This is a genomic window from Pseudomonas juntendi (genome assembly GCF_021560075.1).
GTDB lineage: Bacteria > Pseudomonadota > Gammaproteobacteria > Pseudomonadales > Pseudomonadaceae > Aquipseudomonas > Aquipseudomonas juntendi.
The window spans coordinates 3,467,833-3,492,055 of sequence record NZ_CP091088.1 but is presented as its reverse complement, the minus strand read 5'-3'; the positions used below and the strand labels follow the sequence as shown (position 1 = coordinate 3,492,055).

Here is a 24,223-nt window from a genome sequence, read left to right as displayed (position 1 = left end):
TGCATGAGCGGTGCGATGTGGGAGCTGCTGTGCTCCCTGGACCTGCAACCCACCATGGACCAGGTTGACCAAGGCGTTTCGCTGGACTTCGCCCAGTACAGCCTGCTGCGCGAGGCTGCCGACGCCAAGTTCTACCAGCTGATGCGCAAGGTCGAGGGTTATACGGTGCCGGGGCCGATCGCCCGGCCACAGAGCGAGCACGACCTGCAGACCCTGCAGGATGCCTGCCTGCGGGTATCCCATCTGCTGCAGTCCAGCTGCCTGGCCCTGCGCCGGCTGCAGCTGGATTACCAGGACCAGCGCCTGGCCCGTGAGGCGCTGCAGAGCCAACTGGCCTACATGCAGGCCTGCCTTCGCCGTTCACTGGAGAGTTTCGACCACGCTTCATGGCCTGATAGCCGCCGCCGATGACCTTTCCGGGCATTGCCGAACCGGCTCGCCATGCCGACAATGGGCCATCATTCCCGTCCGGATCAGGCGCCATGTCGCAGCAGATCTTTTTCGCCCATGCCAACGGTTTTCCCTCGGCCACCTACGGCAAGCTGTTCGCCGCGTTGGCGCCGGACTATCAGGTCCAACACCTGACTCAGCACGGCCATGACCCGCGCTTTCCGGTGGATGACAATTGGCAGAGCCTGGTCGATGAATTGCTGCACCACCTGGCGCAGCAGGAGCAGCCGGTGTGGGGCGTAGGCCATTCGCTGGGTGGGGTTTTGCACCTGCACGCGGCGTTGCTCTGCCCCGAGTACTACCGTGGGGTGGTCATGCTCGACTCGCCTGTGCTGACCCGTGCAGACCAATGGTTGCTGCGCACCGCCAAGCGCTTCGGCTTCATCGACCGCATCACCCCGGCCGGGCGCACCTTGGGGCGCCGTCAGCTTTTCACGGACCGCGACAGTGCCCGTGAGTACTTCGCCGGCAAGTCCCTGTTTCGCCAGTTCGACCCCGACTGCCTGGACGCTTACTTAGAGCATGGCCTGCAGGCGATGGAGCAGGGCCTGCAACTGCGCTTCGACCCGGCCACCGAGATCAGCATCTACCGCAGTATCCCGCATACCAGCCCCGCCTCGGCGCGACAGTTGCAGGTGCCGCTGGCCATGGTGCGCGGTGACCGCAGCAAGGTCATCCGGCGCCACCATGCCCTGGCGGTGCGTGGCATGCCGCAAGGGGAGTATCACAGTGTGCCAGGGGGGCATATGTTCCCGTTGGAGCGGCCTGCCGATACCGCCAGCCTGCTCAAGGGCCTGTTCGACCGCTGGGGCCAGGCATGAGCGCGCAGGTCGGGGAAGTTCGCCTGAGCTTGGGCCACATCGAACTGGCCGCGCATCTGTTCGGGCCTGTGGACGGTCTGCCGGTGATCGCCCTGCATGGCTGGCTGGACAACGCCAACAGCTTCGCCCGCCTGGCGCCGCTGTTGCGCGGCTTGCGCATCGTTGCCCTGGACCTGGCCGGGCATGGCTATTCGGAGCACCGCCCGCCAGGGGCCAGCTATGCCCTGGCCGACTACGCCCACGATGTACTGCGGGTGGCCGAGCAACTGGGCTGGCAGCGTTTCGCCCTGCTGGGCCATTCGCTCGGCGCCATCATTGCGGTGCAAGTGGCCGGTGCGTTGCCGGAGCGGGTCAGCCACCTGGCCTTGATCGACGGCGTTATCCCACCCACCGGCGCCGAGCAGGATGCCGGTGAGCGCCTGGGCATGGCGTTGCTGGCGCAGCTGCGCCTGGATGGCAAGCGCAAATCGGTGTACACCACCCTCGAGCAAGGTGTGCAGGCGCGCATGAAGGGCATGGTCGCGGTAAGCCGGGAAGCGGCCGAACTGCTGGCGCAGCGCGGGCTGATGCCGGTGCCCGGGGGCTACAGCTGGCGCAGCGACAGCCGCCTGACCCTGCCTTCGCCGTTGCGCCTGAGCGACGCCCAGGCCATGGCCTACGTGCGCCGGGTGAATTGCCCGGCGCAACTGGTGATTGCCGCCGACGGGATGCTGGTGCGCCATACCGCATTGCTGGAGCAGCTACCCTTTGAGCAAATGACACTGCCGGGTGGCCACCACCTGCACTTGAACGATGAGCAGGGCGCGGCCCTTGTCGCAGAGTGTTTCAATCGCTTCTTTGGCTTTGCTTGACTTGCACCGGACAAGTGTCGAGGCTTGGCGGGTTGAAAGGGAGACAACCATGCAATTGCCAGACAACCTGGAGCTTCACCTCGGCGCACGGCGCCGCCTGGGTCGCCGATGAGCGCGCCCCTGTCCATCCGCACCGTTGCAGCTGCCTGCCTGGCATTGGCCAGCCCGCTGCTGTGGGCTGGCAGCCTGCCGGTGCCTGCAGACGCCAACGTGGTCGACCAGCGCCCGGCCGTGGAGCAGGAGCGCGTCTACCCGCTGGGCCCATTGCGCAAGATCAGCGGCCGCCTGCGGGTTGACGACAAGGTCGAAAGCCGTGGCCAGGTCAGCTCGGTCACCTACGAGCTGCCGGTCGAACGCACCGCCCGCGAAGCCTTCACCAGCGCCCGCGAGGCGCTGCAGCGCGACGGTGGTTACCCGCTGTTCTGGTGCCAGGGCCGCGATTGCGGCGAGGCCAGCCTGTGGGCCAACGAGGTGTTTGCCAATGCCCGCCTCAACGGGGGGGACGAACAACAGGCGTTCATCCTGCTGCGCCGTTCGGCAGAACAGGCCGACACCCTGGTTGCGTTGTACAGCGTTACCCGCGGCAACCGCCGTGCGTATTTGCATGTGGAAGAGTTCGTCGCCGACAGCCCGTTGGGCGACTTGCTGCCCACGGCGGCCACGGTGCTGCGTGAAATGCGCGATACCGGCAAGCTCGACTACCCGGACCTAGCGGCACCCCAGCCTGCCTGGGCCAACCTGCTGGCACGCAGCCTGAACCTCGACAGTACCCTGCGTGCCAGCCTCAGCGGCGTTCAGGCCGAAGCCTGGCGCGAGGCGCTGATCAAGGCCGGGGTGCGCAACGGTCGCCTTGAAGTGGGCACTGCGCCTACCACTGGCTTGCACCTTGAACTGATTCGTTGAGCGGGTGCTGCGATGGTCAACAATGATCGCCTGCTGGTCCAGATTCTGTTGCTGGCGTTGCTGGGGGCCGGCCTTTGGGTGATGGCACCGTTCATATCGGCATTGCTGTGGGGCGCTATCCTGGCCTTTGCCAGCTGGCCGTTGATGCGCCTGCTCACACGGGTACTGGGGGGGCGCGAGACCCTGGCGGCCAGCCTGCTGACCATGGCCTGGATCCTGATCGTGGCGCTACCGCTGGTGTGGCTGGGTTTCAACCTGGCCGACCACATCCGTGATGCCACCGCGTTCGTCCGTGACGTGCAGGTCGACGGCCTGCCAGATGCCCCGGCCTGGCTGGGGGGGCTGCCGTTCGTGGGCGAGCGCCTGGTCAGCTGGTGGCAGTCGCTGGACCAGCAGGGGGCAGCCTTGCTGGCCTCGGTCAAACCGCACCTGGGGCAGGTTGGCAACTGGTTGCTGGCGCGCAGCGCGCAAATCGGCAGCGGCGTGCTGGAACTCACACTCAGCCTGGTGTTCGTGTTCTTTTTCTACCGTGACGGGCCGCGTTTGTCGGCGTTCGTGCTGCGCCTGCTGCACCGCTTGATGGGCGAGCGTGCCGCGTACTACCTGGAGCTGGTGGCCGCCACCGTGCAGCGGGTCGTCAACGGGGTGATTGGTACCGCCGCGGCGCAAGCGCTGTTGGCGTTGATCGGTTTTCTGATCGCCGGCGTGCCGGGGGCCATTGTGCTCGGCCTGGTGACCTTCATGCTCAGCCTGATTCCCATGGGGCCGCCACTGGCCTGGATCCCGGCCACCGCCTGGCTGGTGTGGAAGGGCGAGTACGGCATGGCGGTGTTCCTCGGTATCTGGGGCACGTTCGTCATCAGTGGCGTGGACAACGTGCTCAAGCCCTACCTGATCAGCCGGGGCGGCAACCTGCCGCTGGTGATCGTATTGCTGGGCGTGTTCGGCGGCCTGCTGGCGTTCGGCTTCATTGGCCTGTTCATCGGGCCTACCTTGCTGGCGGTCGGCTACAGCCTGTTGCTGGACTGGAGCCGTAACGCCGTAGAGCAACCGCCCCAGCACTAGCCTGTACGGGCCCGCTTCGCGCAGGCGTGCGCGAAGCGGGCCGCGCCGCCGCCTCGACACCCTGATCTTTACGCATTCTTTATACCCCTCGCTGCCCCTCCATCTCGTTCCTTTACACCCCTTCCTCGGACAATTCCCCAAAGCGGCCCAAGCCGCATCTCGGGGAGAACCACACATGAACATGCTCGACGGGCTGTCACTGCTACTGGCAGTGGCCTTGGCGTTTTATCTGCTGGTGGCGCTTTTGCGCGCCGATCGCGGCTAAGGAGCGGCCATGCACAGTTACGACTACGCCTTGCTCCTGGCATTCTTCGCCCTGGTGCTACTGCCGGCACCCTGGCTAGGGCGTTTCTATTTCAAGGTCATGGAAGGCCAGCGCACCTGGCTGTCACCCGTACTCGCCCCGGTCGAGCAGGCTTGCTACCGGCTGGCAGGGGTAGACGCGCGCCAAGAGCAGAACTGGCGCCAGTACACCCTGGCGTTGCTGAGCTTCAACCTGGCCGGCTTCCTGCTTCTGTTCACGGTATTGCTGTTGCAGGGCTACCTGCCCCTCAACCCGCAGCACCTGCCTGGCCAGGAATGGTCGCTGGCATTCAATACCGCCGTCAGCTTCGTCACCAATACCAACTGGCAGGCTTACAGCGGCGAGGCGTCGGTCAGCTACCTGAGCCAGATGCTTGGCCTGACGGTGCAGAACTTCGTCAGCGCCGCCACGGGCCTGGCCGTGCTGGTCGCGCTGTGCCGCGGTATTGCCCGGCGTAGCAGCGCAACGCTGGGCAACTTCTGGGCCGACATGACCCGCGCCACCCTTTACGGTTTGCTGCCGTTGTGCCTGTTGCTGGCGCTGCTGCTGGTATGGCAGGGCGTGCCGCAGACCTTTGCCGACTATGCCCACGCGTTGACCCTGCAAGGTGCCGACCAGAGCATCCCGTTGGGCCCGGCCGCCAGCCAGATCGCCATCAAGCAGTTGGGCACCAACGGCGGCGGTTTTTTCGGCGTGAACTCGGCGCACCCGTTCGAGAACCCCACGGCCTGGAGCAACCTGTTCGAGGTGGCATCGATCATCCTCATTCCGGCGGCCCTGGTGTTCACCTTCGGCCACTACGTCAAGGACCTGCGCCAGAGCCGCGCCGTCCTTGCCTGCATGCTCGCATTGTTCCTGATTGGCGGCAGCACGGCGCTGTGGGCCGAGCACCAGCCCAACCCGGCGCTTGCAGGCGAACAGGTCCAGCAGAGCGGCCCCATGGAAGGCAAGGAAAGCCGCTTCGGGACTACCGCTTCGGTGCTGTGGACCGTGACCACCACTGCCGCATCCAATGGCTCGGTCAATGCCATGCACGACAGCCTCAACCCGCTGACTGGCATGGTGGCGATGGTCAACATGATGGTCGGTGAGGTGATTTTTGGCGGTGTCGGCGCAGGGCTGTACGGCATGTTGCTGTTCGTGTTGATCGCCGTGTTCCTGGCCGGGCTGATGATTGGTCGTACGCCGGAGTACCTGGGCAAGAAGCTGCAGGCCCGTGAGGTGCAGTTGCTGGTGGCCACGCTGCTGGTGATGCCGCTGGGTGTGCTGGTGCTTGGCGCCATCGCTGCCAGCCTGCCCGGCCCGGCGGGGGCGGTCAGCAACCCGGGGGCGCATGGTTTCAGCCAACTGCTGTACGCCTACACCTCGGGTGCCGCCAACAACGGCTCGGCGTTCGCCGGGTTCGGTGCCAACACGGTGTACCACAACCTGATGATCGGCTTGGCCATGCTGATCGGCCGCTTCGGCTACATCCTGCCGGTACTGGCCTTGGCCGGCAGCCTGGCGGCCAAGAAGACCGCGCCCCTTGGAGTCAACAGCTTCCCCACCCACGGCCCGCTGTTCACCGGCCTGCTGCTGGTGACCATCCTGCTGGTCGGTGGCCTGACATTTTTGCCGACCTTGGCCCTTGGGCCGATCGCCGAACATTTGAGCCTGGGTTTTTGAGGATCGACCATGAATATGCCCATTCCTGAAATGAAAGCCCGGCACAGTGCCAAAGACCAGACCCGGTTTGCGGCGCTGTGGCGCCCAGCGCTGGTACAGGCCTTGGTCAAGCTCGACCCACGCCAGTTGCAGCGCTCGCCGGTCATGCTGGTGGTGGCGGTGACGGCGCTGCTGACCACGGTACTGTGTTTTGCCCCTGGCAGTGGCGTCAGCCGCGGCGTGGCCGTGCAGATTGCCCTGTGGCTGTGGTTCACCGTGTTGTTCGCCAACTTTGCCGAAGCCCTTGCCGAAGGGCGCGGTAAAGCCCGCGCCGACAGCCTCAAGGCCGGCAGCCAAGGCTTGACCGCCCAGCGCCGTCAGCGTGACGGCCACTATGAAACGGTAGCTGCCGGCGCCTTGCGCAAAGACGATGTGGTGCGTGTAGTGGCCGGTGAAATGATCCCCGCCGATGGTGAGGTGCTCGAAGGGATCGCAGCGGTCAACGAGGCAGCGATCACGGGTGAGTCGGCGCCGGTCATTCGTGAATCCGGTGGCGACCGCTCGGCCGTCACCGGTAACACCCGGCTGGTTTCCGACTGGCTGCTGATCCGCATCACCAGCAACCCGGGCGAGTCCACCCTGGACCGCATGATTGCCCTGGTCGAAGGTGCCAAGCGGCAGAAAACCCCCAATGAAGTCGCCCTCGACATCCTGCTGATCGGGCTGACGCTGATCTTCCTGATCGTGGTGGTGACCTTGCAGCCATTCGCCCACTTCGTCGGCGGCAGCCTGCCGCTGATCTTTCTCGCTGCCTTGCTGGTGACGTTGATCCCCACCACCATCGGTGGCCTGTTGTCGGCCATCGGCATTGCCGGTATGGACCGGCTGGTACGGTTGAACGTGATCGCCCGCTCGGGCCGTGCCGTGGAAGCGGCCGGGGACGTGCATACCCTGATGCTCGACAAGACCGGCACCATTACCTTCGGCAACCGCCGTTGCAGCGCACTGCACGCCGCGCCGGGCGTAACCGCACGGGAACTGGGGGAGGGCGCCCTGCTGGCCTCGCTGGCTGACGATACCGCAGAAGGCAAGTCGATCGTCGAGTACCTGCGTCAGTTGCATGCCGTTGTCGAACCCCCTGCCGGGCACTACGAAGCCGTGGCATTCAGTGCCGAAACGCGTCTGTCGGGCATCGACTTCCAGCAGCGCCGCTACCGCAAGGGGGCCGTCGATGCGGTGCTGGCATTCGTCGGCATGCAGCGCCTGGACATGCCGCCAGCGCTGGCCCGTGAGGTTGAACGCATCGCCCAGAGCGGTGGCACGCCCTTGCTGGTGTGCCTGGACAAGCGCCTGCTTGGGGTGATCCACCTCAAGGACGTGGTCAAGCCTGGCATCCGCGAACGCTTCGCCGAATTGCGCAAGCTGGGTATCCGCACCGTGATGGTGACCGGTGACAACCCGTTGACGGCTGCTGCCATCGCAGCGGAGGCCGGGGTGGATGATGTGCTGGCCGAGGCCACGCCGGAGAAAAAGCTGGCGCGCATTCGCCAGGAGCAGAACGACGGCCGCCTGGTGGCCATGTGCGGCGACGGTGCCAACGACGCCCCGGCGCTGGCCCAGGCCGACGTGGGCATGGCCATGAATGACGGCACCCAGGCGGCGCGCGAGGCGGCCAACATGGTCGACCTGGACAGCGACCCGACCAAGCTGCTGGACGTGGTGCAGGTCGGCAAGCAGTTGCTGGTGACCCGGGGGGCGCTGACCACCTTTTCCATCGCCAATGACGTGGCCAAGTACTTCGCCATCCTGCCGGCGCTGTTCGCTGCCATCTACCCGCAGTTGGGGGTGCTCAACCTGATGCACCTGGCCAGCCCGCAAAGCGCGATCCTCTCGGCCATCGTGTTCAATGCCCTGATCATCGTCGTGCTGATTCCTTTGGCGCTACGGGGTGTCCGGGTCCAGGCGGCCAGCGCTGCCCACCTGTTGCGGCGCAACCTGTTGATCTACGGGCTGGGCGGCATCGTGGTGCCGTTTGCCGGCATCAAGCTGATCGATCTGTTGCTCAACGCCCTGCACCTGGTCTGAGGAGGCCACCATGAACGCTTATCTACGCCCTGCCTTGAGCCTGGCCTTGACGATGACCTTGATCACTGGCGCGCTATACCCCCTGGTGGTGACCGGGGTCGCCCAGGTGGCTTTCCCGGTACAGGCCAACGGCAGCCTGGTGCGCGATGACCAGGGCCAGGTGCGGGGTTCGGCCCTGATTGCCCAGAACTTCCAGGGCGATGGCTGGTTCCATTCACGGCCTTCGGCAGGCGCCTACGCCACCGTGGCCAGCAGCGCCAGCAACCTTGCGCCGAGCAACCCGGCGCTGGTGGCGCGGGTCCAGGGCGATGCGGCGCTGCTGTACCAGGCCCAGCAAGGGCCGGTACCGCAGGCGCTGCTGACCACCTCGGGCAGCGGCCTGGACCCGCACCTGCCACCGGCGGCGGTGGCCTACCAGATTCCCCGGGTCGCAGCGGCGCGGCAGTTGCCCGTGGCGCGCTTGCAAGCCTTGCAGGAAGAGGCCACCCTCAGGCCATTGATCGGCCCGCCGGTGGTCAATGTGCTGGCGTTGAACCGGGCCCTGGAAAAACTCGCCAGCAAGAGCAAAGGATGAAACATGAGTGATTCCGCGCGTGCAGACGCGTTGTTGGCTACCCTGCCGCGCACCGGCCGTGGCCGGCTGAAGGTGTTCCTCGGTGCTGCGCCGGGGGTGGGCAAGACCTTCGCCATGCTGCAAGCCGCGCATGCCCAGCAACGCCAGGGCGTGCAGGTAGTGGCCGGGGTGGTCGAAACCCACGGCCGTGGCGAAACCGAGGCGCTGCTTGCCGGCTTGTTGCAGCAGCCCATGCTGCGCAGCCAGTATCGGGGGGTCACCCTTGAGGAAATGGACCTCGACGGCCTGCTCGCGTGTGCGCCAGCCTTGGCACTGGTCGATGAGCTGGCGCACACCAACGCCCCCGGCAGCCGCCACGCCAAGCGCTGGCAGGACGTGCAGGAGCTGCTGGCCGCGGGCATCGACGTGTACACCACGGTCAATGTGCAGCACCTGGAAAGCCTCAACGACAAGGTGCGCGACATCACCGGCGTGCACGTGCGCGAAACCTTGCCTGACTGGGTGCTGCAGGAAGCCTTCGAGCTGGTGCTGATCGACCTGCCACCGCGTGAGTTGCTGGAGCGCTTGCGTGAAGGCAAGGTGTACGTGCCCGAGCAGGCGCGGGCCGCCATCGATGCGTTTTTCTCGCAAACCAACCTCACCGCTCTGCGCGAACTGGCCATGCAGACGGCAGCCGCCCAGGTCGATGCCGACCTGGCCCATGGCTACCGCCAGCGCGGGCAGGCAGCCCCCGCGTTGCGCGGCCGGCTGCTGGTCGGTGTGGATGGCGATGACCAGGCCGAGCGCCTGGTGCGTCACGCCAGCCGCGTGGCCCAGCGCCGCCACTTGCCGTGGAGCCTGGTGCATGTGGACAACGGCCGTTTGCGTGACGAGGCAGCCCGCCAGCGCCTGCAGGCGGCCCAGCAACTGGCCGAGCGCCTGGGAGGCGAAGTGGTGTTGCTGCGTGCCGGTGAAGTGGCGCGCACGCTGATCCAGCATGCGGCCGAGCGGCGCGCCAGCCTGGTACTGGTCGGCCAGTCGCGCGACCGTGTGCACCGGCGCTGGTTCGGTGCAGGGGTGGCTGCCCGGCTGTTGCGTGAAAGCCATGGGCTGGAAATCAACGTGCTGGACCGCGATGTACAGCCCTCGGCGCCGCGTTCGGCGGTGCGCCGGGTGTGGGTCTGGCGGCACTACCTGCTGGCGTTGCTGGCCACCGGGATGGCCGCAGGCCTGGCTTGGGCCGTGTCGAGCGTGCTGGCACTGCCGAACATCTCGCTGGTGTTTCTGGCCGCGGTGCTGCTGGTGGCGGTACGCAGCAGCCTGGGGCCGGCCCTGGCCTGCGCGGCACTGTCGTTCCTGGCGTATGACTTTCTGTTCATTCCGCCCAATTTCTCGTTCAGCATCCAGCGCGAAGAAGATGTGCTGACGCTGGTGTTCTTCCTGCTGATGGCCGCCCTTACCGGCAACCTGGCCGCCCGCCAGCGCCGCCAGTTGCAGGCGCTGCGCGAAACCCAGGCGCAGACCAGCCAATTGCTCGACCTGTCGCGCAGGCTGACGGTGGCCACTGACCGCCAGGCCGTGTTCAACGCCGCCGGGCAGCACCTGGGCGGCTGGCGCGACCTGCAAGTGTGCCTGCTGCAGCGCACTGCCGATGGCCAGCTGCAGGTGGCCAGCGGCGAGCACCAGGGCTTCAGCGCCACCGAGCGGGCCGCCGCCGATTGGGCCTGGCAACACGGGCAGGCCGCCGGGCACGGCAGCGACACCCTGCCGGAGGGGCGCTGGTGGTGGTGGCCACTGGCGGTGGATGAGCAACCGCTGGCGCTGTTGGGCGTGCGCCCACGCTCAGGCCAGCCGCTGAGCGACCCGCGTCGGCGCCTGCTGATCGCCCTTGGCCAGCCGCTGGCCCAGGCCCTGGCCCGTGCCCGCCTTGCCGAACAACTGGAAGCCGCGCGCTTGCATGGCGAGACCGAGCAGCTGCGCAGTGCCTTGCTGGCTTCGGTATCCCACGACCTGCGCACCCCATTGACGGCCATGCGCGGCAGCATCGACAGCTTGCTGGCGCTGGGCGAAGCGATTCCGCTCGACGACCGCCGCGAGCTGTTGGAGGGCACCCGCGACGAGGCCGAGCGCCTGGACCGCTACATCCAGAACCTGTTGGACATGACACGCCTGGGGCACGGTGGCCTCAAGCTGGCCCGCGACTGGGTGGCGCCAGCCGATATCGTTGGCAGTGCGCTCAACCGCCTGCGCGTGGTGTTGGCGCCGCTTCGCGTGCACACCGACGTGCCTGGCGATCTGCCGCTGCTGTTCGTGCATGCGGCATTGATCGAGCAGGCATTGGTCAATGTGCTGGAGAACGCTGCGCGCTTCTCGCCGGCCAATGGTCGGCTGGAACTGCGGGTGGCGGTGCAGGACGAGCGGCTGTGCCTGACCGTGAGCGACCAGGGGCCGGGCATTCCCGTGGGCGAGCGCGAAAAGATCTTCGACATGTTCTACACCGCCGCCCGTGGCGATCGCGGCGGGCAGGGGACTGGCCTGGGCCTGGCCATCTGCCAGGGCATGATCGGTGCCCATGGCGGGCAGATCCTGGTGGGCGAAGGCATTGATGGCCAGGGCACCGGCATCACTTTATGCTTGCCGCTGCCCCCGCAACCTGCAGCCGAAAGTGAAAGCCCATGAGCCAGCCCGCCACCCTGTTGGTTATCGACGATGAACCGCAGATCCGCAAATTCCTGCGTATCAGCCTGGCCTCGCAAGGCTACAAGGTGCTCGAGGCGGCTACCGGTGCCGAAGGCTTGGCCCAGGCGGCCTTGGGCAAGCCGGACCTGGTCGTGCTGGACCTGGGCCTGCCTGACATGGACGGCCAGCAGGTGTTGCGGGAGCTGCGGGAATGGAGCTCGGTCCCGGTGTTGGTGCTGTCAGTGCGTGCCAGTGAGCTGCAGAAGGTCGATGCGCTGGATGGTGGGGCCAACGACTATGTGACCAAGCCGTTCGGTATCCAGGAATTTCTCGCACGGGTCCGTGCGTTATTGCGCCAGGTGCCGCAAGCCGGGGGCTCGGAAGTGAAGGCCAGCTTCGGGCCGTTGACGGTGGACTTCGCCTTTCGCCGGGTAACCCTGGAGGGCGTGGAAGTGGCGCTGACACGCAAGGAGTACGCGCTGCTGGCGTTATTGGCCGGGCACCCGGGGCGAGTGATGACCCAGCAGCAGTTGCTCAAGGATATCTGGGGGCCCAGCCATGTGGAGGATACCCATTACCTGCGCATCGTGGTCGGGCACCTGCGCCAGAAACTAGGCGATGACCCCACGGCGCCACGCTTCATCATCACCGAAGCGGGGGTGGGTTACAGGCTGGTGGCGCCTGTTGCCTAGCGGAAAGTCGCGCTGGTTGCGGCTGGACCAGGCAGCGCCGACCACGCGGCTGCCTGGGGGGAACAGGTTCTTCGCCCGGTGAATTGAGCATCGGGTGACTTCAAGGGGCTGTTCTTGACTCCAGGTCCATTTCGGCTGGCCATTCCACTTTAGGGGCAAGACGCAGGGCGAACTCACACCAGAGCACGTCGTTGTGATCCTTCGGTTCCCCAGGTGGGGGTAAGGCGCTGGGGCCATGCTGCATGTAAGTGCAGACGTAAGCCCAGGCATGTTGATCCGCCCCCATGGTACTCAGGGGAAACCGGTCGATGACATTGTTCGTTCCGGGTGCGACGATGGACAGCATGACCCCACATTTGAAACTGGGCGCACCGCTTCCCGGCAGGCCACGCTGAAACCAGCGCTCGGCGCGCACTTGCGACCAGTCGTAGCAGACTGGCTCGACTCTCCAGGTTCCGAAAGGCTTCCACCAACAGTATTTGAAGTTGTAGGCATAGATTTTTTTTCGTTTCCGGTTGAAACGAATGGGTTCGTCGCGGGGGAGAGATAGACTGATTCGAATGAAAAAAACGGATCCCCATACTCCGCTGACTAATGAAAAAATGCTAATGATTAGGAACTCAAAGTCAAATTGTTCGAGAGTTTTTATTGTCTCAATGGGTAAGTAGGCAGTGAAAAAAATAACGGGCAGTGAAATTATGGCCATTAATTCCCTGGCTCCGCTTATATTTCTAGCTATTTCAAGGTAGATTGAATCTTGGTGGTTTGGGGGTTGGTAACCTAAGCCAGGTATACTTGTGCAGGGAGCATCGGGTAGGGGAAGGTCTTCCTTCCAACCAGCACAAGGAGGATTCAGTAGCGGCCGGGGCATTAGAAGATACTCCAGGTGGAATTAGTTTTATTCTCGAGTGTTATCACTTTTGCATGGTTCGATTTATCGTGTCTGTTGGGCCAATAGGCAAGAGTCAACTCTATCCCCTCTATATTATGATTGTCCAAAAGGGGAAGTGAACCAGTGATGCGAATGGTTCTTTCGAGGGTTCTGAAGATAAAGTGTTTATCGAGACTCGCAGGCTCAGCGAGGACACCTTCTGAAGCTCTTGAGTTGTATTCGATTCTCCCAGTATCAGAGTTATAAGCGGCGATGCAACATGGTTGACCAACGCGTGATGGGATTATTACAAGATGCCATTCGTACTGCGTCAATTCGGAGGTCGGGTTCGGCAGACTGAGATCTACGTCTAGATAGAAGCCCGCCGCAACAGCGTTTCCGTCATTAAGCATCCCTCCTGCTGAATATGGCGTATTTGCGGTGTGGGAGGAATGAAATCTCGTTTCGATCGACACGTAAGCGTGTAGACCAATGACTGCTGCATTGAATGCGCTAACAGCGTTGTCGAGGTCTTTGTCTTCGATCCAGCGTCGATGGCCCTCTGGCTTTCCCCATTTACTGTGTCGTGTCCACAGCTCTAACAATGAAGACTCATGGTCTTTGGCGTTTATCGCCAGTGCGTAGGCCGCCAGTCCAAATAAAACAACAGTGCCTAGCGCGATGAGAAGAGAGGTCGTCAATATGGCGCTAACAATACCAGCGCCAGCAGAGAGTACTGATGCTGCGGCTGCGTGCTTGTATGAGAGGCTCGCTAACTCATCACCCTCACGGCCAGTTCGAAGGCCGGCATTCCAGTACTGCACGGCATCCATAACACCAGCCATCGCCGCGATGCCACCGCCGTACCGCGCAATACTGATGCCCAAACCCGCCGTTAGGATTTGCCCGGGGCGCTGTGTGCGTGCGAATACCTGCGCAACAACCAGTCCTGCGGCCTCAACACTGGCACCCAGCACCCCCAGCGATGAAGACCAGACCGCCGCCTGCGCCTCGGGGTTGTGCTGATGGGTCTGCTGTAACGCCCGGTAGTTTCTACGCAGGCTGTCCTGCTGAAACCACAGCCCGCCCAGCGCAAGCAGCAGGCCGATGCTGCCCGTACCGGTCGCCGCATCCCGCAGGCTACGCATTGCATCGCTGGCCACGCTTTGCGCCGCCATCGAACTGATCTGCAGCCCGGCAGACACCTGTGCCTTTACCGAGGCTGCACCGATCGCCACATTGCGCACCAGCGCGCCGAAACCTTCGGCCGTCGACGTTTTCAGCTGGACCAACCGTGCCTGTAATTGCTCGGCGCTCTCGAATGTCCACAGCACCACGTCGATCATCTGGTTGCGGTTACCGACCGCGGCGATATTGATTGCGCCGCTCAGCACCATGGCGCGGACCTTGCGCCCCACGGGGTCGCGGAACTGCTGGTCGACCTGCTGCAGAAATGCATCGGTACGGATTTGCAGGGCCTCGTCGAGCACGCTCAGGTACTCGCCGACAGTCAATGAAACGCGCAGCGGGGTTACGTGCTGCCCGGCATACAGCGCGAAAGCCGCACGGTGCACATGGCCGACCAGGGTGCGGCTGCGTTCGCTGAGGTGCTGGGCGAGCGTATTCCCTGCGCTGGTGGTCGCGGCCAGCAGTTGACCGACGGCATCCTGCAGCGGCTTGACCATCAGCAACTGGCCCTCGGGGGTGCCTGCGATGGCTTTGATGATGTCGTAGACCTTGCCGAAGTCGTCGCCTGCCAAGCCGCCGATCACGTGCTGCAGCAGCGTCTGGTTCCTGGCCATCAGCGCCTGGTACAACAAGCTGTGCTCGTCTTCCAGCAGTTGCTGCCAGACGAGCTGCGTCATACCCAGCGGCTGACCTTCCTCGGGCATCAGTTCGCTAGGGCCCCCGGCCAGGCAGTCGGCCATCATCTGGATGAAGTACTCGACCGAGACCGGGTCGGCAGCGTCGTAGTCGAAGCGACCGATCTGGTGAAACGCCGGCTTGGCGTAGTGCAGCGCGTACAGCTGGCCAACCTGGTCGATCATCGACTGCCAGTGGTTCAGTTCACGGTCGTAGCCAGCCTGGAACGCCGCGCGGGCGCTTTCGTCATAGCGCGCTTGCAAGCGGTCCCGGGCCTGCTCCTGGTTGCGGGCGGTGTTGCGGCGGGTCTGCCTTGCGATATCCACTGGCGGCAGGTGCGCCTTGATGCCGACGGGGCTGTCGTTCCACTGTTCGACCTGGCGTGCCTCACGCTCAGCTGCCTCGGCGCCCTGTGCGGCGGCCGTGGCAGCATGCAGTTGCTGGATGCCCAGCAACGCCTGGGAGGTGAAGTACTCGAAGTGCCGCTGCGGCTGCGCGCGCCATGCCTGCATGGCCTGGACCCAACCTGTGCGCTGGGCGTTCAGTTCCACCACCATGCCGACGGGGTCGGGCAAGGTCAGCGCCAGCACACCGTTTGGCAATTGTTCCCGGGCAATGACGGTACGCAGATAGTTGTGGGTTTCGGACCACCGACCCAAACGGCTGTAGAAGCCGTGAGCACTCGTGAACCGGGCCGATGAAAAGGTGGAGAACTCGAGCACGCTCTCCATGCCGAAGCGGAAACTGTCGGTCATGGCGATGCCGAGGCTGGCGGGGTCGTTGCGTGCACGGTGCAGGTCGACTTCGACGAAGCGGGCGAGGGTGGCCGGGTCTGACTGGGCGATGCCTTTGCGGTAGCGGTCGAGCACGGTGCGCGGCCACGGATCGTTGGCGAAGGCAACCCAAGCGGTGCGGTACAGCGACGTGTCGATGTTGATGAACGAGGCGATGACGTCATGGCCTGCGGTGGCACACCCTTTGGGCAATGGCCTGGGTGGCCCCAGCGGCATCTGCGATACCGGAAACCGCTGCAAGCTGGCATCGGCCGCCACTGCGTAGGCCTGCCAGGTGGCCTGGTCGAGCAGAACGTAAACGTAGCCCTGGCGCAACAGGCGGAGCTGGTCGGTATGCATCGGGTGGTAGGTGATTTCGCTATCACTGGCCCAGCGAAACAGGTGCCCGGCATCGGGGCGCGGGGCATAGGCCTCGCGCAGCAGCAGGATGGGCAGGCCAATACGCCCGCAGGCGTTGCAGCCGCCGTGGCTGTTGGGGATTTCTTCCTGCATGGCGGCATGGATGGTTGCACTGATGCTCATGAGTAGCCTCCTGCCTGCGGCAGGTCGGCGACGATGCGCGCCCAGGCACTGTCGCCGTAGCGGGCGAAGCAGGCGGCCAGGCGTTGCTGGCCAGCCACCGCCTGTGCCACGTCGCGCTGGATGGTCGGGTGCTGTAGCAGCAAGGGGTGGACCATGAGCAGGTGCAGGCACATGCACTGGATATCGCCACGATCGCGCAGGCCCTGCTTGAAGGCCCTGATCATCAGGTTCATGACATGGACGGGCGCGTTGGCCGGCAAGCCGGATGAGCCTGGGCATTGGCCACGGGTGGCGCCAGTTTGCGCGGTCGCCAGGCGATGCCAGGCACTGAGCAACTGAATGATCTGTGGCGCGACGCTCTGGGTTGCGCGGACTTCCCGGGTGATGCGCAGCTCGCCAGCCGGCGATGGCCGTTCGAGCACCGTGCAACTGCCGCAACCATCGGGATGCAGCCAGCTGCGAATCGGCCCGAGTACTGCGCCAGCATTGTTCAGGGTGACGCGCAGCAACGCCAGCCTCACGGGTTCGTACCAGGCCGTGATGCCATGCGGGGCGGGCTGATGCAGCACATGGCACTGCTGGCTGATATGCCGGGCAATGGCTTCGGCGGGTTGATCGCTGAGCAGCCAGGCACACACGTAGTGCCAGGTGGCCGTAGCCTCTCGGGCGGCGTAGGTTGCGCTCAATGCGGCCAGAGCGCCGCACGCCTGGCCGGGGCGGGCCAGCCGCACCAGCGCAGGCCAGCGTTCAGGGGCCTGCACCAGGCCGCTGCTGTCGATGCGCGTTACGGCGTCACTGCCCAGCGCCTCGGCCAGCATGGCGATGTCCAGCGGGTGCCCGCCCGGGCAGCCAGCGAAGGGGGCCAGCAGCAGGTAGAAGGCTTCATCGGGGTGGCGGTGCCGGTGCGCGAAGTCATCCACCGACTGCTGGTAGCCGCGTGCGGCTTGGCTCGACATGAGAAGTTCCTTTTCTTCTGGATGGCGAGCGCGAATCTAGCGAGGAATCGCTTCAGTGGGCAGTTACTGGAGTCTTAGCGGGCTGTAAGAATTTTCTTTTTTTGAATCAGGCCGCAGCGTGCCGCCGGCACCCCTTGGCCCGCCCGGCGCTGGGCGACCGCCGTTCAGGCCCTGGGCGGCTCTGCCTCGAAGCACTGGCGCATGACGTCCAGATAACGGCGGGCGCCCAGGCCCAAGGGGCGTGCCTTGAGCCAGATGATGTCCACCCACAAGCGTAAGCGGCTGGCCATGTTGTCGAAGCGCACTTCGGCCAGCGCGCCGGATGCAATCAGCGGTTCCACCAGGGGTTGTGGCAGGTATGCCCAACCCAGCCCGGACTGCACCAGATCCAGGGTGGCCAGGTAGCTGTCGGTCAGCCAGATGCGCCGCGACAGCACCATGCGCGGGTCCGAGCCGGTGGGCTTGCCCGAAGCCACGATGATTTGCCGTTGCTCGGCGAAGGCTTCTTCGGGCAGCGGCGTGCCGCTGTTCTGCCCGGCCGGATGGCGCGGCGAGGCCACCGCGACCAGCAGCTGACTACCGGCTTCGAGGAATGACTCGCGCTCATCGATGCCTGGCCGCTCGAACACCAGTGCCAGTTGCACGCTGCCTTCGTGCAGCAGGCGAATGGCCTCGCTCTGGGTGGCCGAGCGCACTTCCACTTCCAGGCTGGGAAACGTCTGGGCGAGGGTTTCCAGTGGCTGGCTCCAGCGCCCGGTCTGCAGTTCGGGCGCCATGGCGATGGTCAGGCGTTTCTCCAGGCCCTGGTGTAATTGCAAGGCCTGGGCGTCGAGCAGATTGAGCTGGCAGATCACTTGCCTGGCTTGAGGCTCCAGGGCCAGGGCGGCGCTGGTGGGCAGGGCCTTGCGCGTTGCCCGGTCGAACAGCGGCAGGTCCAGTTCGGCCTCGAGTTGAGCGATTGCCATGCTCACCGCGGACGGCACGCGCCCCAGCTTGCGGGCGGCGGCGGAGAACGAGCCGGCATCCAGCACTGCGAGGAAGATTGCCAGGGAGTCGCTGGAGAAGGCCATGTTCGCTGAACCTGATGTGGAGGCGTTGATAGCCGATGGTACTGGATGGGGTAGCCGGTGGAGGGTTCGAGTTTTTCGAGGCCTGAAATCGCGCGCCTTGAAGGCGAACCCTTCACAATTCAACACTTACCGCGGGGCAGGGCTGCAGCGTGGGAGCGCAGGACTCCCACCGAGGGCGGGGGGGAATCAGAGGTCGATGGCTTTAGCGGCGATGCGTGCCTGGTCCAGCAACACGTTCAGCTCGGCGACCTGTTGGCGCAGTTGGTCACGTTCGTCTTTGAGTTTACGCAGCTCATCACGGCGCACGGAGACATAGAGGGTCTGGGTTGGGGTTGCAGGCATCAAGGTACCCATGAGCACACCTCGCGGTTTTGGCTGGTGACAATTCAAAGCGTAGACGCTTCTGGCGGCCGCATTTTGAATTCTTTCACAAGCCTTGGGAACTTTTTTGTTTATCGTGGTCTTGCCGTTCGTCGCTGAACCCTCGGGCGGCATGCTGGACTAACCTGAACAGCTGGACTGTTGTCATCTATTTCGAAAGGGGAGTATCGGCTCATGCAACTGGGAATCGTCGGGCTGGGCCGCATGGGCGGCAATATCGCAAGGCGCCTGATGCGCGCTGGCCACCGCACCGTGGTGCACGACCGCAACCGCGAGGCGGTTACCGGCCTTGAAGGCGAGGGCGCCCAGGGCGCACACGACCTTGGCGCGCTGGTGCAAAAACTGAAAGCGCCACGCGCGGTATGGGTGATGCTGCCGGCTGGCGAGCCGACCGAGCAGACCATCGCGCAACTGGCCGAGCTGCTGGAGCCGGGCGATGCCATCATCGACGGCGGCAACACCTTCTACAAGGACGACATGCGCCGCGCCGCCGAGCTGGCCAAGCGTGGCCTGCATTACCTGGACGTAGGTACCTCTGGCGGGGTATGGGGCCTGGACCGCGGCTACTGCATGATGATCGGTGGCGAGAAGGACGTGTTCGAGCGCCTGGAACCGCTGTTCAAGGCGTTGGCACCGGGTGTAGGCGACATTCCCCGCACCCATGGCCGCAGCGGCGAACACCAGCGCGCCGAGCATGGTTATATCCACGCTGGCCCGCCGGGCGCCGGCCACTACGTGAAAATGGTGCACAACGGCATCGAATACGGCCTGATGCAGGCCTATGCCGAAGGCTTCGACCTGCTGCGCAGCAAAGGCGGCAACGAACTGCCGGAAGACCAGCGCTTCGACCTCGATGTGGCCCAAATCGCCGAGGTATGGCGCCGGGGCAGTGTGGTTACCTCGTGGCTGCTCGACCTCACCGCCGATGCGCTGGTGGCCGACCCGCAGCTGTCGCAGTTCAGTGGCTCGGTATCCGACAGTGGCGAGGGCCGCTGGACCATCGATGCCGCCGTGGAGCAGGCAGTGCCGGTACCGGTCCTGTCCAGCGCATTGTTTGCCCGTTTCCGCTCGCGTCAGCAGCAGGGCACCTACGGTGACAAAGTGCTCTCGGCCATGCGCCTGGGCTTCGGTGGCCATGTCGAGAAAAAAGACGAATGACTAAAAAGAGCACTCCGGCCGCACCCCCCTGCACGCTGTTTCTGTTCGGCGCCAATGGCGACCTGGTCAAGCGCTTGCTCATGCCTGCGCTGTACAACCTCAGCCGCGACGGTTTGCTCGACCGCAACCTGCGCATCGTTGGCGTTGACCACAACCCTGCCACGGCCGAGGAGTTTGCCGCACGCCTGCATGCGTTCATGGCCGAGCGGGACAAGGGCGGCGAAGGCGCCGCCCAGTGCCTGGACGAAAAACTCTGGGCGCGGCTGGCCAAGCGCCTGGACTACCAGACGGGCGATTTCCTCGACCCGGCCACTTACCAGGCCCTGGGCAAGCGCATCGACAAGACCAGCCACGGCAACGCCATCTTTTACCTGGCCACCTCGCCGCGTTTCTTCCCTGAAGTGGCCCAGCGCCTTGGCGAGGCCGGCTTGCTCGACGAGTCTGCCGGCGGCTTTCGCCGGGTCGTGGTGGAGAAGCCGTTCGGCACCGACCTGGCCAGTGCCGAGGCGTTGAACGCCTGCCTGCTGAAGGTGATGGGCGAGCGGCAGATCTACCGTATTGACCACTACTTGGGCAAAGAAACGGTGCAGAACATTCTGGTCAGCCGGTTCTCCAATGGGTTGTTCGAGTCGTTCTGGAACAACCACTACATCGACCATGTGCAGATCACCGCCGCGGAAACCGTCGGTGTCGAGACGCGGGGTGGCTTCTACGACGCCACCGGCGCCTTGCGCGACATGGTGCCCAACCACCTGTTCCAGCTGCTGGCCATGGTTGCCATGGAACCGCCGGCAGCGTTCGGCGCCGACGCCGTGCGCGGCGAAAAGGCCAAGGTGATCGGCGCCATCCGCCCGTGGTCGGCGAAGATGGCGCTGAAGCATTCCGTGCGGGGCCAGTACAGCGCCGGCAAGCAGGGGCGCAAGCACCTGCCCGGCTACCGCGAGGAGGCCAACGTCGCGCCCGACAGCCAGACCGAAACCTACGTGGCGCTGAAGGTGATGATCGATAACTGGCGCTGGGCGGGGGTTCCGTTCTACTTGCGTACCGGCAAGCGCATGAGCGTGCGTGACACCGAGATTGCCATCTGCTTCAAGCCGGCACCGTACGCGCAGTTCCGCGAGTCGGAGCTGGAGCGGCCCAAACCCAACTACCTGAAAATCCAGATTCAGCCCAACGAAGGCATGTGGTTCGACCTGCAGGCCAAGCGCCCCGGGCCGGAGTTGGTAATGGAGAACGTCGAGCTGGGCTTTGCCTACAAGGACTTCTTCAAGATGACCCCGGCGACCGGCTACGAGACCTTGATATATGACTGCCTGACCGGTGACCAGACCCTGTTCCAGCGGGCCGACAACATCGAGAACGGCTGGCGTGCCGTGCAGCCGTTCCTCGATGCCTGGGCCCAGGGGGGCGAGGTGCACGAGTACCCGGCGGGTGAAGATGGCCCCGAGGCGGGCAATGACCTGCTGAGCCGGGACAAGCGGGAATGGCACCGATTGGGGTAACAGGTTTTTCGGCGTGTGCCGGCCGCTTCGCGAGTGAACCCCCCCTCTGACAGGGGCTGCACAACCCCTTGGGCGGTGCAGCCCTGTGGGGCGGGTTGACAAGCGAAAGGGCCAGCACAGGCAACCACTTTAAGGAAACGCGATGCCCGCCCACATAGAAGATTACGCCCTGTTGGGCAATTGCCGCAGCGCCGCCCTGGTCAGCCGGGATGGCTCGCTCGACTGGCTATGCCTGCCACGCTTCGACGCCCCGGCGGTGTTCGCCGCCTTGCTGGGCAACGAAGAAAACGGCCGCTGGCGCCTGGCCCCTTGCGACCCGGTCGAGCACTGCAACCGACAGTACCTGAACGATACCCTGGTGCTGGAAACCACGTGGGTCACCGCCACTGGCCGTGCCCGCGTTCTCGATTTCATGCCGCTGGGTGACGTCAACGCCGTGGTGCGCATCGTCGAAGGCCTCTCGGGCGAAACCAATTTCGAAATGGACCTGGTCATGCGCTTCGACTACGGGCGCAGCGTGCCATGGGTCGAACGCCTGGACCCGCTTACCCTCAGCGCGGTGGCCGGCCCCGACCGCCTGATCCTGTGCAGCACCGTACCGCCCCATGCCCGCGACCACCACACCGGCGCGCGCTTTCGCGTGGCGGCCGGCCAGCGCCAGGTGTTCAGCCTGCGCCACCAGCCCTCGCACCTGCCGGTGCAGCCCGGCTGCGATGCCGACGCGGCCCTGGCCCATACCTGCGAGCACTGGCAGGCGTTCGCCGACCGCTGCCCTCAGGTAGGCCCCTACAGCGCACTGGTCCGTCGCTCGTTGCTCACCCTGAAAGCCATGACATATGCGCCTACTGGCGGCATCGTTGCGGCCGTCACCACGTCGTTGCCGGAACAGCTCGGCGGCGAGCGCAACTGGGATTACCGTTTCTGCTGGCTGCGCGACGCCACCATGACCTTGCTGGCATTCATGAACCTGGGCTATTTCGACGAGGCCCAGGCCTGGCGCGAATGGCTGCTGCGCTCGGTGGCCGGCAACCCCGAACAGATGCAGATCATGTACGGCCTGGGTGGCGAGCGCGACCTGCAGGAATACACCTTGCCCTGGTTGCCGGGGTACGAGCACTCGCAACCGGTGCGGGTGGGCAATGCCGCGTCGGCCCAGGCGCAGCTGGATATCTATGGCGAACTGGCCGATGCCATGAGCCAGGCAATCAAGGGCGGCTTGCCGCGCCATCCGCGTAGCGCCGCCATCTCTCGGCTGATCCTGCCCTATGTGGAGCGTATCTGGCGCGAGCCGGACGAAGGTATCTGGGAGGTGCGCGGCGGCCGCCAGCAGTTCGTGCACTCCAAGGTGATGGCCTGGGTGGCGTTCGACCGCGCTGCCGGCTTGGCAGACACCACCGAAGAAGGCCGTGAGCATGGCCAGCATTACCGCCAGGTGGCCGACCAGATCCGCCGTGAAGTGTGTGAGCAAGGGCTCGACAGCAGCGGCAGTTTCTTCGTTCAGGCCTATGGTTCGCACGAGATGGACGCCAGCCTGCTGCAGATCGCCCTGACCGGCTTCCTGCCTGCCGATGACCCGCGCTTTCTGCGCACGCTGGAACAGATCGAGCAACGCTTGCTGAAAAACGGGTTGCTGATGCGCTACGACAGTGACAGTGCCGGGGATGGCCTGGCCCCAGGCGAAGGTACGTTCCTGGTGTGCTCGTTCTGGCTGGCCGACGTCTACATCCTGCTGGGCCGGATAGCGCAAGCGCAGGCGTTGTACGAGCGTTTGACCGGCCTGTGCAACGATGTGGGCCTGCTGGCCGAGCAATACGACCCGGCCTGCCAGCGCATGCTTGGCAACTACCCGCAGGCGTTCAGCCATATCGGCATCATCAACACCGCCCTGAACCTCCAGCAGGCCCGCTGCCCGGCCCGCGACCGGGCCAGTTGCGGTTGAGCCGGCTGCACCGAATTTGTGCACGCTCCGGCAAGCGAGCGGGGTAGACTAGGTCAAATCTCATTCGGCAAGGAGCGTCCATGGGTATCCGCGGTTCGGATCGGCAGATCGACAACATCGAGTTCAATGTCAGCGATATCGCACGCAGCAAGGCGTTCTATGGGCATGTTTTCGGCTGGCGCTTTACCGACTACGGGCCAACCTACAGCGAATTCAGCGACGGCCGCCTGACGGGCGGCTTTACCACGGGGGAGCCGGTGCGCACGGGGGGGCCGCTGATCATCCTTTACGCCGATGACCTGCAAGCCACGCAGCAGCGCGTGACCGCGGCGGGGGGCAGTATCAGCCGCGCGACCTTTGCCTTCCCCGGTGGGCGGCGTTTCCATTTCATTGACCCGGACGGTCATGAACTGGCGGTGTGGACGGCTCAAGCCTGATGGCCAATCACAAGATCGGAATTCGCCGGCGCAACGTTGGCAAGATCCTGCACGCGGCGGAAAAGGTGTTCGCCGAAAAAGGCTACGGCGCGACCTCCATGGGCGATATCGCCGAGCAGGCCGAACTGCCGCGTTCCAACCTGCATTACTACTTCAGCACCAAGGACGATCTGTTCCGTGCGGTGCTGCAGGACCTGCTGGATGTGTGGAAGCAGGACGCGCTGTGTTTCGAGAATTTCGACGACCCACGGGTGGTGCTGACCAGCTACATCCGCGCGAAAATGGGGCATTCGCGGTCACGGCCGCTAGGCTCGAAGATCTGGGCCGAGGAAATGCTGCATGGGGCACCGGTGCTGGGGGGCAACCTGGATGACAGCCTGGTGCCGTGGGCAAAGCTGAAGGAGGCGAAGATCCGCCGCTGGGTGGAGGAGGGGCGGATTCTGCCGGTCGAGCCCTCGGCGCTGCTGTACATGATCTGGGCCTCGACCCAGCATTACGCCGACTTCGGTTACCAGGTGCAGTTGCTCAACGGCGGCGATGAACTGTCGGACCTGGCGTTCGAAAGTGCGGTGCAAACGGTGACCAGTGTGATCCTGCGGGGGATTGGCCTGGAGCCGTGACCGGCCATGCCTGCCGCGCACGGTCTTTTTGCTGCCCACAAAAAGGCCGTGCCAGTGCGGCAG

Annotated in this window: 21 protein-coding genes; 16 read left to right on the top strand and 5 right to left on the bottom strand. The window is 64.7% G+C overall.

Annotation, left to right across the window (positions count from 1 at the left end; all coding sequences use genetic code 11):
• The first annotated feature begins 3 nt into the window (after positions 1 to 3).
• The 11 genes from L1P09_RS16425 (at position 4) to L1P09_RS16375 (ending at position 12,047) form a co-directional block, all read left to right on the top strand.
• Positions 4 to 411, top strand: a complete 408-nt coding sequence (locus tag L1P09_RS16425; protein ID WP_390898600.1) for a hypothetical protein — start codon at positions 4 to 6, stop codon at positions 409 to 411.
• Positions 412 to 482: 71 nt separating this feature from the next.
• A complete protein-coding gene (locus tag L1P09_RS16420; protein WP_235767895.1) occupies positions 483 to 1,271 on the top strand; it encodes an alpha/beta fold hydrolase in 789 nt (262 codons plus the stop codon).
• Positions 1,268 to 2,122, top strand: a complete 855-nt coding sequence (locus L1P09_RS16415) for an alpha/beta hydrolase (protein WP_235767894.1) — start codon at positions 1,268 to 1,270, stop codon at positions 2,120 to 2,122. Before L1P09_RS16420 ends, L1P09_RS16415 begins: the two co-directional genes overlap by 4 nt.
• 108 nt (positions 2,123 to 2,230) lie before the next feature.
• Positions 2,231 to 3,025, top strand: a complete 795-nt coding sequence (locus tag L1P09_RS16410; protein ID WP_047149932.1) for a DUF4892 domain-containing protein — start codon at positions 2,231 to 2,233, stop codon at positions 3,023 to 3,025.
• Positions 3,026 to 3,037: 12 nt separating this feature from the next.
• Positions 3,038 to 4,090: an AI-2E family transporter gene (locus tag L1P09_RS16405; RefSeq protein ID WP_054904242.1), complete on the top strand. Its 1,053-nt coding sequence runs from the start codon at positions 3,038 to 3,040 to the stop codon at positions 4,088 to 4,090.
• A 175-nt stretch (positions 4,091 to 4,265) separates the two neighbouring features.
• Positions 4,266 to 4,355: a K(+)-transporting ATPase subunit F gene (gene kdpF, locus L1P09_RS16400; RefSeq protein WP_033690477.1), complete on the top strand. Its 90-nt coding sequence runs from the start codon at positions 4,266 to 4,268 to the stop codon at positions 4,353 to 4,355.
• Positions 4,356 to 4,364: 9 nt separating this feature from the next.
• Entirely contained in the window at positions 4,365 to 6,059 is a 1,695-nt protein-coding gene (gene kdpA, locus L1P09_RS16395) for a potassium-transporting ATPase subunit KdpA (protein WP_235767893.1), read from the top strand.
• 9 nt (positions 6,060 to 6,068) lie between these two features.
• The gene (gene kdpB, locus L1P09_RS16390; RefSeq protein WP_054904240.1) at positions 6,069 to 8,123 is read left to right on the top strand and encodes a potassium-transporting ATPase subunit KdpB; all 2,055 of its coding nucleotides are present in this window, start codon (positions 6,069 to 6,071) and stop codon (positions 8,121 to 8,123) included.
• A gap of 10 nt (positions 8,124 to 8,133) precedes the next feature.
• Positions 8,134 to 8,697: a potassium-transporting ATPase subunit KdpC gene (kdpC, locus tag L1P09_RS16385; protein WP_047149930.1), complete on the top strand. Its 564-nt coding sequence runs from the start codon at positions 8,134 to 8,136 to the stop codon at positions 8,695 to 8,697.
• Between the two features lie 3 nt (positions 8,698 to 8,700).
• Positions 8,701 to 11,355 (top strand): sensor histidine kinase, encoded by a 2,655-nt coding sequence (locus L1P09_RS16380; protein WP_054904239.1) that lies wholly within the window; start codon positions 8,701 to 8,703, stop codon positions 11,353 to 11,355.
• Complete coding sequence (locus L1P09_RS16375) at positions 11,352 to 12,047, top strand: response regulator (RefSeq protein WP_009683157.1); 696 nt, start codon at positions 11,352 to 11,354, stop codon at positions 12,045 to 12,047. Before L1P09_RS16380 ends, L1P09_RS16375 begins: the two co-directional genes overlap by 4 nt.
• 100 nt (positions 12,048 to 12,147) lie before the next feature.
• Here L1P09_RS16375 and L1P09_RS16370 read toward each other — a convergent pair whose 3' ends face one another.
• The 5 genes from L1P09_RS16370 to L1P09_RS16350 all read right to left on the bottom strand — a co-directional run bounded on the left by L1P09_RS16370 (position 12,148) and on the right by L1P09_RS16350 (position 18,477).
• On the bottom strand, positions 12,148 to 12,753 hold the full coding sequence (locus L1P09_RS16370) for a DUF6708 domain-containing protein (protein WP_235767892.1): 606 nt from the start codon (positions 12,751 to 12,753) through the stop codon (positions 12,148 to 12,150).
• A gap of 164 nt (positions 12,754 to 12,917) precedes the next feature.
• Positions 12,918 to 16,097, bottom strand: a complete 3,180-nt coding sequence (locus L1P09_RS16365) for a T6SS effector BTH_I2691 family protein (protein WP_235767891.1) — start codon at positions 16,095 to 16,097, stop codon at positions 12,918 to 12,920.
• The gene (locus L1P09_RS16360; protein ID WP_235767890.1) at positions 16,094 to 17,053 is read right to left on the bottom strand and encodes a hypothetical protein; all 960 of its coding nucleotides are present in this window, start codon (positions 17,051 to 17,053) and stop codon (positions 16,094 to 16,096) included. The genes L1P09_RS16365 and L1P09_RS16360 overlap by 4 nt, the downstream gene beginning before the upstream one ends.
• 164 nt (positions 17,054 to 17,217) lie before the next feature.
• A complete protein-coding gene (locus tag L1P09_RS16355) occupies positions 17,218 to 18,123 on the bottom strand; it encodes a LysR family transcriptional regulator (protein ID WP_235767889.1) in 906 nt (301 codons plus the stop codon).
• A 186-nt stretch (positions 18,124 to 18,309) separates the two neighbouring features.
• Positions 18,310 to 18,477 carry a DUF6026 family protein gene (locus L1P09_RS16350; RefSeq protein WP_009683150.1) on the bottom strand — a complete coding sequence of 56 codons (168 nt, stop codon included), beginning with the start codon at positions 18,475 to 18,477 and terminating at the stop codon, positions 18,310 to 18,312.
• Positions 18,478 to 18,678: 201 nt separating this feature from the next.
• On the opposite strand from L1P09_RS16350, the gene gnd reads away from it, so the two are divergent.
• The 5 genes from gnd to L1P09_RS16325 all read left to right on the top strand — a co-directional run bounded on the left by gnd (position 18,679) and on the right by L1P09_RS16325 (position 24,160).
• The gene (gene gnd, locus L1P09_RS16345) at positions 18,679 to 19,662 is read left to right on the top strand and encodes a phosphogluconate dehydrogenase (NAD(+)-dependent, decarboxylating) (protein WP_054904235.1); all 984 of its coding nucleotides are present in this window, start codon (positions 18,679 to 18,681) and stop codon (positions 19,660 to 19,662) included.
• Entirely contained in the window at positions 19,659 to 21,164 is a 1,506-nt protein-coding gene (gene zwf / locus L1P09_RS16340) for a glucose-6-phosphate dehydrogenase (protein WP_009683147.1), read from the top strand. The genes gnd and zwf overlap by 4 nt, the downstream gene beginning before the upstream one ends.
• 142 nt (positions 21,165 to 21,306) lie before the next feature.
• Complete coding sequence (locus L1P09_RS16335; protein WP_192440341.1) at positions 21,307 to 23,103, top strand: glycoside hydrolase family 15 protein; 1,797 nt, start codon at positions 21,307 to 21,309, stop codon at positions 23,101 to 23,103.
• 80 nt (positions 23,104 to 23,183) lie between these two features.
• Complete coding sequence (locus L1P09_RS16330; protein ID WP_192440339.1) at positions 23,184 to 23,540, top strand: VOC family protein; 357 nt, start codon at positions 23,184 to 23,186, stop codon at positions 23,538 to 23,540.
• The gene (locus tag L1P09_RS16325; RefSeq protein WP_192440337.1) at positions 23,540 to 24,160 is read left to right on the top strand and encodes a TetR/AcrR family transcriptional regulator; all 621 of its coding nucleotides are present in this window, start codon (positions 23,540 to 23,542) and stop codon (positions 24,158 to 24,160) included. Before L1P09_RS16330 ends, L1P09_RS16325 begins: the two co-directional genes overlap by 1 nt.
• Positions 24,161 to 24,223 lie beyond the last annotated feature (63 nt).

What these genes read in the sequence shown, in the direction of transcription:
- L1P09_RS16425 (WP_390898600.1), top strand. Translation starts at nt 4, where the DNA reads ATGAGCGGTGCGATGTGGGAGCTGCTGTGCTCCCTGGACCTGCAACCC.
- L1P09_RS16420 (WP_235767895.1), top strand. Translation starts at nt 483, where the DNA reads ATGTCGCAGCAGATCTTTTTCGCCCATGCCAACGGTTTTCCCTCGGCC.
- L1P09_RS16415 (WP_235767894.1), top strand. Translation starts at nt 1,268, where the DNA reads ATGAGCGCGCAGGTCGGGGAAGTTCGCCTGAGCTTGGGCCACATCGAA.
- L1P09_RS16410 (WP_047149932.1), top strand. Translation starts at nt 2,231, where the DNA reads ATGAGCGCGCCCCTGTCCATCCGCACCGTTGCAGCTGCCTGCCTGGCA.
- L1P09_RS16405 (WP_054904242.1), top strand. Translation starts at nt 3,038, where the DNA reads ATGGTCAACAATGATCGCCTGCTGGTCCAGATTCTGTTGCTGGCGTTG.
- kdpF (WP_033690477.1), top strand. Translation starts at nt 4,266, where the DNA reads ATGAACATGCTCGACGGGCTGTCACTGCTACTGGCAGTGGCCTTGGCG.
- kdpA (WP_235767893.1), top strand. Translation starts at nt 4,365, where the DNA reads ATGCACAGTTACGACTACGCCTTGCTCCTGGCATTCTTCGCCCTGGTG.
- kdpB (WP_054904240.1), top strand. Translation starts at nt 6,069, where the DNA reads ATGAATATGCCCATTCCTGAAATGAAAGCCCGGCACAGTGCCAAAGAC.
- kdpC (WP_047149930.1), top strand. Translation starts at nt 8,134, where the DNA reads ATGAACGCTTATCTACGCCCTGCCTTGAGCCTGGCCTTGACGATGACC.
- L1P09_RS16380 (WP_054904239.1), top strand. Translation starts at nt 8,701, where the DNA reads ATGAGTGATTCCGCGCGTGCAGACGCGTTGTTGGCTACCCTGCCGCGC.
- L1P09_RS16375 (WP_009683157.1), top strand. Translation starts at nt 11,352, where the DNA reads ATGAGCCAGCCCGCCACCCTGTTGGTTATCGACGATGAACCGCAGATC.
- L1P09_RS16370 (WP_235767892.1), bottom strand. Translation starts at nt 12,753, where the DNA reads ATGGCCATAATTTCACTGCCCGTTATTTTTTTCACTGCCTACTTACCC.
- L1P09_RS16365 (WP_235767891.1), bottom strand. Translation starts at nt 16,097, where the DNA reads ATGAGCATCAGTGCAACCATCCATGCCGCCATGCAGGAAGAAATCCCC.
- L1P09_RS16360 (WP_235767890.1), bottom strand. Translation starts at nt 17,053, where the DNA reads ATGTCGAGCCAAGCCGCACGCGGCTACCAGCAGTCGGTGGATGACTTC.
- L1P09_RS16355 (WP_235767889.1), bottom strand. Translation starts at nt 18,123, where the DNA reads ATGGCCTTCTCCAGCGACTCCCTGGCAATCTTCCTCGCAGTGCTGGAT.
- L1P09_RS16350 (WP_009683150.1), bottom strand. Translation starts at nt 18,477, where the DNA reads ATGGGTACCTTGATGCCTGCAACCCCAACCCAGACCCTCTATGTCTCC.
- gnd (WP_054904235.1), top strand. Translation starts at nt 18,679, where the DNA reads ATGCAACTGGGAATCGTCGGGCTGGGCCGCATGGGCGGCAATATCGCA.
- zwf (WP_009683147.1), top strand. Translation starts at nt 19,659, where the DNA reads ATGACTAAAAAGAGCACTCCGGCCGCACCCCCCTGCACGCTGTTTCTG.
- L1P09_RS16335 (WP_192440341.1), top strand. Translation starts at nt 21,307, where the DNA reads ATGCCCGCCCACATAGAAGATTACGCCCTGTTGGGCAATTGCCGCAGC.
- L1P09_RS16330 (WP_192440339.1), top strand. Translation starts at nt 23,184, where the DNA reads ATGGGTATCCGCGGTTCGGATCGGCAGATCGACAACATCGAGTTCAAT.
- L1P09_RS16325 (WP_192440337.1), top strand. Translation starts at nt 23,540, where the DNA reads ATGGCCAATCACAAGATCGGAATTCGCCGGCGCAACGTTGGCAAGATC.